The 13,104-nt window shown below is 68.2% G+C and carries 11 protein-coding genes; 7 read left to right on the top strand and 4 right to left on the bottom strand.

Features of this window, described 5'->3' with window-relative positions; genetic code table 11:
* Positions 1–38: 38 nt before the first annotated feature.
* The 4 genes from AZSP09_RS16205 to mutL all read right to left on the bottom strand — a co-directional run bounded on the left by AZSP09_RS16205 (position 39) and on the right by mutL (position 4,531).
* Positions 39–413: a TfoX/Sxy family protein gene (locus AZSP09_RS16205; protein ID WP_152090627.1), complete on the bottom strand. Its 375-nt coding sequence runs from the start codon at positions 411–413 to the stop codon at positions 39–41.
* Position 414: 1 nt separating this feature from the next.
* Positions 415–1,407 (bottom strand): tRNA (adenosine(37)-N6)-dimethylallyltransferase MiaA, encoded by a 993-nt coding sequence (miaA, locus tag AZSP09_RS16200; protein ID WP_152090915.1) that lies wholly within the window; start codon positions 1,405–1,407, stop codon positions 415–417.
* Positions 1,407–2,591: an ATP-binding protein gene (locus tag AZSP09_RS16195; protein ID WP_152090626.1), complete on the bottom strand. Its 1,185-nt coding sequence runs from the start codon at positions 2,589–2,591 to the stop codon at positions 1,407–1,409. Before AZSP09_RS16195 ends, miaA begins: the two co-directional genes overlap by 1 nt.
* Positions 2,592–2,677: 86 nt before the next feature.
* On the bottom strand, positions 2,678–4,531 hold the full coding sequence (gene mutL / locus AZSP09_RS16190; protein ID WP_152090625.1) for a DNA mismatch repair endonuclease MutL: 1,854 nt from the start codon (positions 4,529–4,531) through the stop codon (positions 2,678–2,680).
* A gap of 156 nt (positions 4,532–4,687) precedes the next feature.
* On the opposite strand from mutL, the gene AZSP09_RS16185 reads away from it, so the two are divergent.
* The 7 genes from AZSP09_RS16185 to AZSP09_RS16155 all read left to right on the top strand — a co-directional run bounded on the left by AZSP09_RS16185 (position 4,688) and on the right by AZSP09_RS16155 (position 13,083).
* Positions 4,688–6,406 (top strand): putative bifunctional diguanylate cyclase/phosphodiesterase, encoded by a 1,719-nt coding sequence (locus tag AZSP09_RS16185; RefSeq protein WP_152090624.1) that lies wholly within the window; start codon positions 4,688–4,690, stop codon positions 6,404–6,406.
* Between the two features lie 7 nt (positions 6,407–6,413).
* Positions 6,414–9,413, top strand: a complete 3,000-nt coding sequence (locus tag AZSP09_RS16180) for a PAS domain S-box protein (RefSeq protein WP_152090623.1) — start codon at positions 6,414–6,416, stop codon at positions 9,411–9,413.
* 25 nt (positions 9,414–9,438) lie between these two features.
* A complete protein-coding gene (locus AZSP09_RS16175; protein WP_014236636.1) occupies positions 9,439–9,885 on the top strand; it encodes a response regulator in 447 nt (148 codons plus the stop codon).
* 67 nt (positions 9,886–9,952) lie between these two features.
* Positions 9,953–10,615 (top strand): DedA family protein, encoded by a 663-nt coding sequence (locus AZSP09_RS16170; protein ID WP_014236635.1) that lies wholly within the window; start codon positions 9,953–9,955, stop codon positions 10,613–10,615.
* Between the two features lie 35 nt (positions 10,616–10,650).
* On the top strand, positions 10,651–11,403 hold the full coding sequence (locus AZSP09_RS16165) for a hypothetical protein (protein WP_014236634.1): 753 nt from the start codon (positions 10,651–10,653) through the stop codon (positions 11,401–11,403).
* 36 nt (positions 11,404–11,439) lie between these two features.
* A complete protein-coding gene (gene purN / locus AZSP09_RS16160; protein ID WP_014236633.1) occupies positions 11,440–12,096 on the top strand; it encodes a phosphoribosylglycinamide formyltransferase in 657 nt (218 codons plus the stop codon).
* A 75-nt stretch (positions 12,097–12,171) separates the two neighbouring features.
* A complete protein-coding gene (locus AZSP09_RS16155; protein ID WP_152090622.1) occupies positions 12,172–13,083 on the top strand; it encodes a DUF3108 domain-containing protein in 912 nt (303 codons plus the stop codon).
* Positions 13,084–13,104: the final 21 nt, after the last annotated feature.

Raw genomic sequence — 13,104 nt, 5'->3', positions numbered from 1 at the left:
AGCCGCCTCCCGGGCGGCTTTTTCATGGCGCCGCCGGACTAGGCCGTCGGCTTGCGACGCGGCGGGCGCCTGCGGCCTTCGACATCCCGCCCCCGCAGGGCTGCGGCAAAGGCGCTGCGGGCCCAGGGCAGCAGGGCATGGGGCGCATCCAGGGACTCGTCCGGGGCCCGGTAGTAGCTCAAGGCCGTGAGCTTGCCCTGGCGCGGATAGGTGAAGGGCGGCAGGTCCAGGGCGGTGAATTTGCCCCGGTTGAGGTCGTCCGCCTTCAGCCACAGCTGGTCGTCGATGACGATGGCAAACATGAGGCCGTCGAGAAAGAGGCCGACGCCGCTGAACATGCGCTTGCCCACCACCGGCCCCAGGGGCGCCAGGCTTTCCAGGAGGTAATCCACGTACTCCCGGCTGGCGGCCATGTCAGACCTTCTGCTGTTCCAGGAAGCGGGCCACCCGGCTTTCCACCCGGGCAAACAGGTCCGGCGCCAGGCAGTCGAACACTTCCGCCGTGGGGTCGGAGCGCAGCCAGGTGATCTGGCGCTTGGCCAGCTGGCGGGTGGCGAAGATGCCCCGGTCCAGCAGCTCGGCGGCGGGGGCCTCGCCCTCCAGCACCTCCCAGGCCTGGCGGTAGCCGACGCAGCGCATGGAAGGCAGGCCGGCATTGAGGCGGTACTTGGCGCGCAGGGCCTGCATCTCCTCCATGAAGCCCTGGGCCAGCATCTGGGCGAAACGCTCGGCGATACGCTGGTGCAGCACCGCCCGGTCGGAGGGGGCCAGGGCCAGGGGCAGCAGGTTCCAGGGCAGGGGTTGCCGCTGCTGCTCGGCCAGCAGGGCGGACATGGGCCGGCCCGTCAGCTGGCAGATTTCCAGGGCGCGGGAGACCCGCTGGGAATCGGTGGGATGCAGGCGGGCGGCGGTGACCGGGTCCAGCTGCGCCAGTTCGGCGTGCAGAGCCGGCCAGCCGTAGGCCGCCGCCTTCGCTTCCAGTTCGGCGCGCAGGGCCGGGTCGGCTTGCGGCAGGTCGGAGAGCCCCTCCCGCAGGGCCTTGCAGTAGAGCATGGTGCCGCCCACCAGCAAGGGCACCTTGCCCCGGGCGGTGGCCTCGGCCATGGCGGCCAGGGCTTCGTCGCGGAAGCGGGCGGCGGAATAAGCCTCCTCCGGCGAGATCACATCCACCAGCCGGTGCGGGTAGCGGGCCAGGGTGGCCCGGTCCGGCTTGGCGGTGCCGATATCCATGTCGCGGAAGACCAGGGCCGAATCGACGCTGATGAGTTCCACCGGGAAGCGATCGAACAGATGCAGGGCCGCCGCGGTCTTGCCGCTGGCAGTGGGCCCCATGAGCAGGATGGCAGGATTCAGGGGCGCATGGCCGGGCGCGGCACCGGCATCAGGCTTTCTCTGGGAACCGAGCATCACGGCGTAAATACCGGCATGGCCCGCCGCATGAAATCGGCGAAGAGAGGGACGGTAAAGGCCATATCGCCGTGGGAAGGGCTATACACCATTCCTTTCTTGATCAGGCTGGCCCGCACCGGCCCCAAGGTATTGATCTTCACCTGGAGGGTGTCCGCAACGTCACCGGTGCGATAGGGACCGGGCCCCAATTCGGCCATGGCTCGCAGATAAGTTTTTTCCCGGGGCGTCAGACGATCGAAACGTACCCGGAAGAAATTTTCGTCCAGACGGCGGGATACATTGTCACTCGCCTCCCGGACCACTTGCAGATCGATGGGAGAGGCTGCCGCATAGTTCCAGGCTTGGTAGCCCCACTCTTGCAGGAAATAGGGGTACCCCCGGGTCAGGCGAACGATCTCCATCAGGGCATCATCTGCAAACCGCTCCCCTGCCGCTTCCACCGGCTCCTGCAAGGCACGAATGGCATCTGCCTCTGGCAACGCCCCCACGTCCGGAAAATTGAAAAGACGTTCCGCATAGGACTTTGACTCACCCACCAGACCGGGCAGGATCGGCAAACCTGCCCCAACCAGAACCACCGGCAACTGACGCTGCTGCATCTTGTGCATGGCCATGACCAGCGCACTCAACTCAGCGGTGGAGAAATACTGGACTTCGTCGATCAAGATAGCCACAGCCGTACCTCGCTCCTCCGCGGCTTCTCCGACAGCAACAAACAGGTTGGGCAGGTCCAGTTCTAGGTCCCCGCTGTCGGCACTTCCCGGCTCTGGTGCAATGTCCAATCCAAGGTCCACATCCCCGACCTTCACCCGAACTGCACCGACAAAGCTCTTCAGCACTGCAAGCCCTCGCCGAACCTTGTCGCCGGCACCCGCTATACGGTTCAGGTCAAAAAAGAGTGAGCGCAAGGGCGGCGCCAACAGACTGACTAGAGACTTGGATTCGTGGGCCTCCACCAGGATCGTCCGGTAGCCATCGGCCCGAGCCAGGCGTTCGATCTCATTGAGCAGTACCGTTTTGCCGACACCTCGCAGACCGGTCAGCAGGATGCTCTTTTCGGGACGACGAATACGGACGCGCCCCAACAAAACCCGAGCCTGTTCCAGAATTCCTTCCCGCCCGGCTAGTTCGGGAGGAGGTGAACCGGCGCCAGGTGAGAAGGGATTACGAATGTTATCCATCAACAATCTCCCTATAGGAATTTATACGTATATATACAAATAAATCCGTATAAATACAAATAAATCCCTATACACCTAAAACACTATCACTGGCCCCGCAGGAAGAGCTTGTCCAAGTCCGCCAGGGACAGCTCGGTCCAGGTGGGGCGGCCGTGGTTGCACTGGTCGGCCCGCTCGGTCTCTTCCATCTGGCGCAAGAGGGCGTTCATTTCCGGCACGGTGAGCAGGCGCCGGGCGCGCACGGCGCCGTGGCAGGCCAGGGTGGCCAGGAGTTCGTTGCGCCGGGCGGTGGAGACCTGGGAAGCCCCGTGTTCCATCAGCTCGGCCAGCAGGCTGCGGGCCAGGTTCACCGGATCGCCGCCGGCCAGCAGTTGGGGCACGGAGCGCAGGGCCAGTTCGTTGGGGCCCAGGGGCGCCAGTTCGAAGCCCAGTTCAGCCATGGTGGCGCCGTGTTCTTCCACCGCCGCCACCTCGTGGGCGCTGGCGGAGAACACCGCCGGAATGAGCAGGGCCTGGGTCGGCACCGCCTTGCTGTCGTAGGCGGTCTTCAGCTTTTCGTAGAGGATGCGCTCGTGGGCGGCGTGCATGTCCACCAGGATCAGGCCCCGGGCATTCTGGGCCAGCACGTAGATGCCGTGCAGCTGGGCCAGGGCGTAGCCCAGGGGCGGCGCTTCCTGGCCGGGGGCATCGGCAGCGGCCGCCGGGGCGAAACTGCCGCTGCCAGGGAAGGTGCTGGCGCCGCCCGGACCCTGCCGGGCCGCTGCCGCGAAAGCCAGGTAGGACGTGGCAGATGGCTCGGCCACCCCCAGGCTGCCCTGGTGGGGCGGGTTCCAGGCCGGCACCGCCGGGGGACGTTGCCCATAGCCGCCGCTGGCCTGGCCAAGGCTGGAAGCCGCGCCCGTACTGCCGCCCAGGGCAGTCAGGCCGGGGGAAGCGGTTTGCACTTCCCGGGTCGGGTCGCTGATGACTTGGGACAGGGCCTTATGCACCGCGTGATAGACGAACTGGTGCACCGCCCGGCTATCGCGGAAGCGCACTTCGGTCTTGGCCGGATGCACATTCACATCCACCGCCGCCGGGTCGATCTCGATGAACAGGGCGTAGCCCGGGTGGCGGCTGCCATGCAGCATGTCCTGGTAGGCCTCGCGCAGGGCGTGAGCCAGCAGCTTGTCGCGCACGAAGCGACCATTGACGAAGACATACTGGGCATCCCGCCCGGGCCGGGACCAGGCGGGTTGGGCGGCGTAGCCGACAATCGACAGCCCCTGGATGCCGGCCTCGACGCGGCGGCATTCGGCAAGGAAATCCTGGCCCAGGATGGCGCCGACCCGGCCGGCCAGATCGGCTTTCGGCAGCGACAGGCTGACCCGGCCGTTGTGGGCCAGGGAAAAGGCCACGCCCGGATGAGCCAGGGCGACGCGCTTGACCGCATCGGCGCAGTGGGCGAATTCGGTGCCTTCGGATTTCAGGAATTTGCGGCGGGCCGGGGTGTTGTAATAGAGGTCCCGCATTTCCACCACGGTGCCGGCGGTCAGGGCGGCCGGTTCCGCCTCGCCGCTGCCGTGGGCGGCCAGCTTCCAGGCATGACCGGCGCCGGCGGCGCGGCTGGTGAGGGTGAGGCGGGCCACCGCCGCCACCGAGGCCAGGGCCTCGCCGCGGAAGCCCAGGGTGGCCACCCGTTCCAGGTCTTCCAGGCTGGCGATCTTGCTGGTGGCGTGGCGGGTCAGGGCCAGGGGCAGCTCTTCCTGGGGAATGCCGCAGCCGTCGTCGCTGACCCGGATCAGCTTCACCCCGCCCTCTTCCAGCTGGATCTGGATGGCCTGGCTGCCCGCGTCCAGGGAATTTTCCAGCACCTCCTTGAGGACCGAGGCGGGCCGTTCCACCACCTCGCCGGCGGCGATCTGGCTGATGAGAAGGTCGGGCAGGAGGCGGATGGGCATGGCGGCAACGGGGTCGGGGACAAACGGCGAGGGGGCATTATAGCCCCTGCCGAAGTCGGCTCCGGGCGCGGCGTTGCGGCCGCCATGCGGGGCTACCGCCGGTAGCGGAAGTCGCTATAATCGTCCCACACCTGTCATACAACGGCGCCATACCCCATGCCCGTATCGCCTGAGTCTGCACTGCCCCTGCGCGTCCTCTTCGTCGACGACTCCGAACTGGATGTGGAGCTGGCCGCCCGTGCCCTGCGCCAGAGCGGCCACCGCATCGAGTGGACACGGGTGGAGACCGGCGCCGCCATGGAGGAGCAACTGGCCCAGGGCGGCTGGGACGTGGTCATCTGCGACCACAACATGCCCGAGTTCGACTCGGTCTCGGCCCTGGCCCTGCTTCAGTCCCGGGGCGGCGACCTGCCCTTCGTCATCGTCTCCGGCATGATCCCCGACGACATCGCCATCGAGGCCATGCGCCGCGGCGCCCGGGACTTCGTCAGCAAGGACAACCTGAGCCGCCTGGCTCCGGTGGTGGAGCGGGAGATCCGGGAGGCCGGCAACCGGGCCGCCCTGCGCCAGGCCCAGGCCAGCCTGGAACACCTGCTGCGCTTCGACCCCCTGACCGGCATCGCCAACGTGGATTTCCTGCTGGAACACCTGGAACACCGCAGCGCCCCGGAGCAAGCCCCCTTTCTCCTGCTGCTGGTGGACATCAACCGCTTCCGCAAAATCATGCACGGCATGGGCATGGTCCTGGCCAACCGGGTGCTGCGGGCCGTGGCCCGGCGCCTCTCGGCCCTCATCGGCGAGGACGACTTCGTCGCCCGGGCCTCCTCCGACCGCTTCGCCCTGGTGCTCTCCGGCATCGCCGACCCGGCCGGGGCCGAGGCCTGGTTCGAGCGCCTGCGGGAAGCCTTCGCTGCCGGCTTTTCCATCCAGGGCCAGGACCTGTACCTGACCTGCAGCATCGGCGCCGCCCTCCACCCCCGCTCCTCCGACAAGGAGAACGAAGGCCTGGACCTCATGCAGCACGCCGAAGCGGCCCTGGAAACGGCCAAGCGGGCCGGCCCCGGCCAGGCCCGCCTCTTCCACGAGCGCATGGCCCAGCCGGAAAAGGGCCGCCTGGTGCTGGAAGCGGCCCTCTACCACGCCCTGGTCAACCACGAATTCGTGCTGCACTACCAGCCCCAGGTGGACCTGGCCACGGGCCGCATCACCGGGGTCGAGGCCCTGCTGCGCTGGCAGAGCCCGGAACGGGGCCTGGTCTCGCCCCTGGAATTCATTCCCCTACTGGAGGAAACGGGCCTCATCGTCCCCGTCGGCGAATGGGTGCTGGGGGAAGCCTGCCGCCAGAGCGTCAAATGGGCCCAGGCCGGCCACCACGACCTGCGGGTGGCGGTGAACCTCTCCGCCCTGCAGTTCCAGCAGCCCCGCCTGGCCGAATCGGTGGCCATGGTGATCCAGCGCTCCGGCGCCGATCCGCGCAACATCGAGCTGGAAATCACCGAAAACATCGCCATGAACCAGGAGGAGGAAGTCCTGGACACCCTGCAGCAGCTGCGGGACATCGGCGTCTCCCTGGCCATCGACGACTTCGGCACCGGCTACCCCTCCCTTTCCTATCTGCAGCAGTTCCCGGTGAACCGGCTGAAGATCGACCAGTCCTTCGTCCGCGGCCCGGCCGCCGGCAGCGACCTCTCCATTGCCCGGGCCATCGTCGCCATGGGCACCAGCCTGGGCCTGGAGGTCATCGCCGAGGGCGTGGAAACCGCCGACCAGCGCAGCCGCCTGCAAGAGTGCGGCTGCAGCGAGGGCCAGGGCTACCACTTCGCCCGCCCGGCCCTGCCCGAAGACCTGGCGCCGGCCCTGGCCCAGTGGCGCTGAAGCGGTCATGGCGCTGCCTTCGCTTCTTGCACTCCCCGGCCGGCTGCGGCGCCTCCTTTCCCTTTTTCCCTTCCGCTTCGCCTTCCTGCTGCTGATCCTGGGCCTGCTGTCGAGCCCCCTGGCCCGGGCCCAGAACTATTCCCCCGAGCAGCGCCAGTGGCTGGCCCAGCACCCGGAAATCCGGGTCGGCGCCACGGAAATGCCCAACCTGCTGATGCGGGACTTCCGCAGCGGCAGCTACTCGGGCCTCTCGGTGGACATGCTGAAGCTCTACGAGCAGCGCCTCGGCGTGCGCTTCCAGATGGTCTATTACGGCAGCCTGGAAGACATGCACGACGGCATCCGCAACCGGGAGGTGGACCTGCTCTTCGCCGCCGTGCACACCCCGGGCCGGGAAACCTACCTGAGCTTCCCCAAGCCCTACGCCGAGCTGGAAACCAAGATCATCGTGCGCCAGGAGACCCTGGGCACCGGCCCCCTCACCCTGGACCAGCTGGAAGGACGCAAGGTGGCGGTGCTGGCCGGCAGCGCCCTGGAGGACCGCCTGCGGCGGGAGTATCCCGGGCTGCACCTGGCCCCCAGCCGGGACGAGCTGTCGGCCCTGACCAAGCTGGCCTTCAGCGAGGTGGATGCGGCGGTCACCGACCTGGGCCGGGTCACCTATTACGTGCAGAAGGAAGGCCTGGTCAATCTGGCCGTGGGCGGCAACACCGGCATCAACTACGCCTTCACCTTCGGCGTGCGCGGCGACTGGCCCGAGCTGACCGCCCTCATGGACCAGACCGCCGCCGCCATTCCGGCCCAGGAAAAGGAACAGGTGCTGCAGCGCTGGCTGCGGGTGGGCAACGCCGGCCCCTGGAACAATCCCAATTTCTGGTGGGTGGCGGGCGGCCTGCTGACCCTCGTCGCCGCGGCCCTGGGGGTGATCCTCTTCTGGAACCGGACCCTGCGCCAGGAAGTGGCGACCCGCACCGCCCAGCTGGACGCCCAGATGGCCGAACTGCTGGAGGTGGACCGGGACCTGCGGGAGAGCGAGGCCCGCTTCCGCGACCTGGCCGAGCTGTCCTACGACTGGTACTGGGAGCAGGACGAGAACTGCCGCTTCACCATGATGTCCGGCGGCGCCTTCCAGAAGGGCCGCCTGCCCCTGGAGCAGTACCTGGGCAAGACCCGCTGGGAACTGCCCCTGCTCGGCGTCACCCCGGAGCAGATGACCGCCCACCGGGCCCAGCAGGAAGCCCACCTGCCGTTCCGGGACTTCACCTACCAGATCGTCGCCGGCGACGGCGAAATCCACTGGTACGTCAGCAACGGCCGCCCGGTCTTCGACGAGCGGGGCCAGTTTCGCGGCTACCGCGGCACCGGCCAGGACATCACCGCCCGCATGCGCACCCAGCAGGCCCTCATCGACAGCGAACAGCGCATCCGGGGCCTGCTCGACAGCACCTTCTCCTTCGTCGGTCTGATGGATCCCCAGGGCACCCTGCTGGAGGCCAACCGCACCTCCCTGGAATTCGCCGGCGCCGCCAAGGAAGAGGTGGTGGGCCGCCCCTTCTGGGACACCCCCTGGTGGGACCGGGACAGCGAAAGCCGGGAAACCCTGCGCCAGGCCGTGGCCCGGGCGCGCCAGGGCGAGACGGTGCGCTTCGCCGCCAGCCACCGCACCGCCCAGGGCATCCTGCACTGGATCGACGTCAGCATCACCCCGGTGCGGGACGAGCACGGCCGCGTCATCTACCTCATTCCCGAAGGCCGGGACGTGACCGAGATGCGCCGCACCCAGGAAGCCCTGCGGGCCCTGGTGGAAAACACCGCCACGGTCTACGGCGAAGCCTTCCTCGATTCCCTGGTGCAGCACGTGGCCACCCTCTTCGACGTGGCCTACGCCTTCGTCGGCGAAGTGGACCCGGACGGCTGCCACATCCGCACCCTCTCCAGCTGGACCCACGGCGCCCCCTCCACCAATTTCGCCTACGCCCTGGATGGCACGCCCTGCCAGGTCATGCTCGGCTCCGGCCCGACCCTCTTCCCCCGGGGCATCACCGAGCTGTTCCCGGACAACCGGGCCCTGAAGGAAATGAAGGCGGAAAGCTACATGGGCGCCCCCATCACCGGCAACGGCGGCAAGATCCTGGGCCTGCTGGTGGTGATCGACGACAAGCCCCTGCCCGAGGCCAGCGGCTACCTGCCCATCATCAGCCTGTTCGCCCTGCGGGCCGGCATGGAAATGGAGCGCATGGCCCAGGAACGGGCCATGCGCAGCCTCAACCAGGAACTGGAACGGCGGGTGGCCGAACGCACCGACCAGCTGGCGGTGGCCAACAAGGAGCTGGAAGCCTTCTCCTACTCCGTCTCCCACGACCTGCGGGCGCCCCTGCGCCACGTCTCCGGCTTCGTCAGCCTGCTCGAGGCCGATGCGGACAACCGGCTGTCGGAAGCCAGCCGGCGCTATCTCAACATCATCACCGAGGCCGCCAACCGCATGGGCGACCTCATCGACGGCCTGCTGGCCTTCTCCCGCATCGGCCGGGCCGAAGTGCACAAGACCCCGGTGGACCTCAACAAGCTGCTCCAGGAAGTGATCGACGACCTGGCCCAGGAACCCCGTGCCCCGGCGGTGGATTGGGCCATCGGCAGCCTGCCCCAGGTGCTGGCGGACCGCACCCTGATCCGCCAGGTGCTGGCCAATCTGGTGGGCAACGCCCTCAAGTACTCGCGGAAGCGGGAGCGGGCCCAGATCCACATCGCCGCCGAGAGCGGGGAGCACGAGGGGCGGCCCGAGTGGGTAATCCGCATCGCCGACAACGGCGTCGGCTTCAACATGAAATACGTGGGCAAGCTGTTCGGCGTCTTCCAGCGCCTGCACGGCGCCGCCGATTTCGAGGGCACCGGCATCGGCCTGGCCAACGTGCGCCGGGTGGTGGAGCGCCACGGCGGCCGCACCTGGGCCGAGGCCGAGCCCGACCGGGGCGCCACCTTCTACTTCAGCCTGCCCCGGGACGAATGATGCATAAAGACAATAAGGAGATTCCATGGAACTGAAGCGCATCCTCCTGGCGGAAGACGATCCCCGGGACGTGGAACTGGCCCTGGAAGGCCTGGGTGCCAGCCACCTGGCCAACGAGGTGGAGGTGGTGAACGACGGCGAGCAGGCCCTGGACTACCTCTACCGCCGCGGCCCCTTCGCCGACCGGCCGGCGGGCAACCCGGCCCTGATCCTGCTGGACCTGAAGATGCCCCTGGTGAGCGGCCTGGAAGTGCTGCGGGAGATCAAGCAGGACGAGGAGCTGCGCCACGTGCCGGTGGTCATGCTGACCTCCTCCCGGGAGGAGCGGGACCTGGACGAGGCCTACGACCTGGGCTGCAACGCCTACGTGGTGAAGCCGGTGAATTTCCGCGACTTCATCGACGCGGTGAAATCCCTGGGCCTGTTCTGGGCCGTGCTCAACGAGCCGCCGCCGGGCTGCGTGCACAAGTAGGCTAGAATCCGGGCCTGGCGGCCCCGCCCGGAGCCGCCCCATCCGCCCCCATACTCCCTGCCGCCCCATGGAATTTTTCGACGCAATCACCGGCCTCTTCCTGCAGTTCATCGACCTGGTCCTGCACCTGGACAAGCACCTGGCCGTCCTGGTCCAGCAATACGGCCCCTGGATCTACGCCATCCTCTTTTTCATCGTCTTCGCCGAGACCGGCTTCGTCGTCGTGCCCTTCCTTCCCGGCGACTCCCTGCTCTTCGTCGCCGGCGCCCTGGCCGCCATCGGCGACATGGCCCTGATGCCCCTGATGCTCAGCTTGTCCCTCGCCGCCGTGCTCGGCAACAGCCTCAACTACGTCATCGGCCGCTGGTTCGGCCACCGCATCCTGGCCTGGAATTCCCGCCTGCTGAACCGGGCAGCCCTGGAAAAGACCCACGCCTTCTTCGAGGTACACGGCGGCAAGACCCTGGTCATCTCCCGCTTCCTGCCCCTGCTGCGCACCTTCGCCCCCTTCGTCGCCGGCATGGGCGAGATGGGCTACGGCCGCTTCACCTTCTTCAACGTGGTCGGCGGCGTCTCCTGGGTGGTGTCCCTCAGCCTGGCCGGCTACTGGTTCGGCAACCTGCCCCTGATCAAGAACAACCTGTCGCTGGTGATCGTGCTCATCATCGCCGTGTCCCTGCTGCCGGCCATCATCGGCTACTGCAAGGCGCGCAAGGCCAGCACCGGCTGAACGGCACAACCACAGACAAAAACCAAGGGGGAGTCATGGGGAAGCAGGAACAAGACGGAGCACGGGCCGGCCCCGCCCTGGCCGCAGCGGCTGCCCTGCTGCTGGCCCTGGCCCTGCCGGGCTGCACCACCCGCACCAGCCACGACGGGCGTAGCGAATCCCGCTTCGACCCCCGGGCCATCGCCAAGACCGACATCGACCGGGTCATCGACGCCAGCCAGCGGGAAGTCAGCGCCGGCCTCAAACGCCTCACCGAAAAGCTGTACCGGCGCAATCCCCGGGAATGGAAGAAGGTCGGCCAGCCCTCCCTGGAAGCGGCCGTGGCCCGCATCTTCGACAACAACCAGTGGCCCGAGCTGGAAGGGCGCCGGGAGGCCCAGGCCATGCTGCTCGCCTTCCGCGAGGATTACCACGGCGACCGGGTGCTGGCCCTCATGGCCGGGGTCAACGGCATGGTCCAGGCGGCCTACGAGCACAAGACCGATTTTTACGTTCTTGACGGCCTCGACGCGCAAAAGCTCTACAATTGCGCCCGCAACCTGGAAATCGTCGCCTGGCGCCTGAACAACAACCGCAATGTGGAAGGCGAGCTGTACATCCTCTCCAACGAGCCGGACGCCGCCGTGCGCAACCTCTCCTTCGAGCGGGAAATCGGCCGCCTGGTCGGCCTCCTGGATTTCCTCTCGGTGGTGGTGGCCGACAAGAACGGCCGCACCGTCAACCGGGTCATGCAGAACCTGGCCACCGCAGTCTTCCTGCCGGTGGCCGCCCTCACACCGATCAAGTAGGACCGCCCCGGCAGCCCCTGCCGGGCCCCAGCAGACATGAAAAAAAGACTCGTCATCCTCATCTCCGGCCGCGGCAGCAATATGGAGGCCATCCTCCGGGCCGCCGCCGACCCTGCCTATCCGGGCCAGGTGGTGGCCGTGATCGCCAACCGGCCCGACGCCAAGGGCCTGGAAACCGCCAAGGCGGCCGGCATCGCCACCGCTGCCCTGGACCACAAGGCCTACCCCAGCCGGGAAGCCTTCGATGCCGCCCTGGCCGAGGCCATCGACGCCCACGCCCCGGACCTGGTGATCCTGGCCGGCTTCATGCGCATCCTCTCCGAAGGCTTCGTGCGCCATTACGAAGGCCGCCTGATCAACATCCATCCCTCCCTGCTGCCCGCTTTCCCCGGCCTCCACACCCACCAGCGGGCCCTGGAGGAAGGCTGCCGGGTGCACGGCTGCACCGTGCATTTCGTCACCCCGGCCCTGGACCACGGCCCCGCCATCGCCCAGGCCGTGGTGCCGGTGCTGGAAGGGGACGACGAGCACAGTCTGGCGGCCCGGGTCCTGGTGCAGGAACACCAGGTCTATCCCGCCGCCGTGGCCTGGTTCTGCCAAGGCCGCCTGCGCCTGGAACAGGGCCGGGTGCTGCTGGCCGACAACCCCATGGCCGCCGCCAGCGCCCTCATTTCCCCCCCGGCCCGGAGCTGATCCCTGAAGCGTTCCATCCCCGTCGCCCTGGCGCTGGCCCTGGCGACCTCCCTCTTCCTCCATCTCGGCGCCCTGGTGCTGCCGGAAGTCGAGCTGCCCGGGCTGGGCGAAGAACCACCCTCGCCGCCCCTGGAAGCCACCCTGACGCCCCAGCGGCGGCCCGAAACACCCCCTGCCCCGGCACCCGCGCCGAAAGCCGTGCCCAAGGCCCCCAGGCCCAGCAGGGCCGTCCCGCCTGGGCCGGCAGCAGTGCCCGCCCCCCAGGCCCAGCCGGAGCCGGCGGCCGCCGCCCCGGTGCCGGAAGCCGCGCCGGTGGCCGCTCCCGAGCCTGCCCCGTCGGCGGCCGTGGAGCCCCGGCTGCCGCCCCGGGGGCGCATCCGCTTCGTCGTCATCAAGGGCGAGCAGAATTTCGAAGTGGGCCAGACCATCCACGAATGGCGCATCGCCGACGGCCGCTACCGGCTCACCGGCGTCACCGAAACCACCGGCCTGGCGGCTCTCTTCAAGTCGGTCCAGGTGGCCTACGAGAGCCGGGGTAAAATAGGCCCGGCCGGACTGCAGCCGGAAACCTTCGTCGCCCGCAAGAACGGCAGCGAGACCGGCGACCGGGCCGACTTCGACTGGAACGCCGGCAGCATCGTCCAGGGCAGGGAGCAGCGACACCAGACCCTGCCCCCCGGCGCCCAGGATTTCATCAGCTTCTACTACGCCTTCGGCTACCTGCCCCAGGTGGGCGCCACGGTGGATCTGCCGGTGAGCACCGGGCGCAAGCTGGACACGATCCGCTTCACCCGGGTCGGCGAGGAAGTCCTGGAGCTGGCCTTCGGCAGCGTGCCGACCCTGCACCTGCGGGCCAGCGGCGACACCACCACCGAAGTGTGGCTGGCCACGGACCGCCTGCTGCTGCCGGTGAAGATCCGCCACATTGACAAGAAGGGCGAACGTTTCGACCAGATCGCCACCGAACTCCAGATCGGCAGCGAATAGACGCCGCCTGCCGGGGCTCCG

Source organism: Azospira sp. I09 (assembly GCF_009177135.1).
In the GTDB taxonomy this organism is placed as follows: domain Bacteria; phylum Pseudomonadota; class Gammaproteobacteria; order Burkholderiales; family Rhodocyclaceae; genus Azospira; species Azospira oryzae.
Note: the sequence above shows the minus strand (reverse complement) of the source record. Positions and strands in the feature narration are given on the sequence as shown.

Bases quoted from the DNA above. Each gene is read 5' to 3' on its own strand.
- AZSP09_RS16205 (WP_152090627.1), bottom strand. From the start codon at position 413: ATGGCCGCCAGCCGGGAGTACGTGGATTACCTCCTGGAAAGCCTGGCG.
- miaA (WP_152090915.1), bottom strand. From the start codon at position 1,407: ATGCTCGGTTCCCAGAGAAAGCCTGATGCCGGTGCCGCGCCCGGCCAT.
- AZSP09_RS16195 (WP_152090626.1), bottom strand. From the start codon at position 2,591: ATGGATAACATTCGTAATCCCTTCTCACCTGGCGCCGGTTCACCTCCT.
- mutL (WP_152090625.1), bottom strand. From the start codon at position 4,531: ATGCCCATCCGCCTCCTGCCCGACCTTCTCATCAGCCAGATCGCCGCC.
- AZSP09_RS16185 (WP_152090624.1), top strand. From the start codon at position 4,688: ATGCCCGTATCGCCTGAGTCTGCACTGCCCCTGCGCGTCCTCTTCGTC.
- AZSP09_RS16180 (WP_152090623.1), top strand. From the start codon at position 6,414: ATGGCGCTGCCTTCGCTTCTTGCACTCCCCGGCCGGCTGCGGCGCCTC.
- AZSP09_RS16175 (WP_014236636.1), top strand. From the start codon at position 9,439: ATGGAACTGAAGCGCATCCTCCTGGCGGAAGACGATCCCCGGGACGTG.
- AZSP09_RS16170 (WP_014236635.1), top strand. From the start codon at position 9,953: ATGGAATTTTTCGACGCAATCACCGGCCTCTTCCTGCAGTTCATCGAC.
- AZSP09_RS16165 (WP_014236634.1), top strand. From the start codon at position 10,651: ATGGGGAAGCAGGAACAAGACGGAGCACGGGCCGGCCCCGCCCTGGCC.
- purN (WP_014236633.1), top strand. From the start codon at position 11,440: ATGAAAAAAAGACTCGTCATCCTCATCTCCGGCCGCGGCAGCAATATG.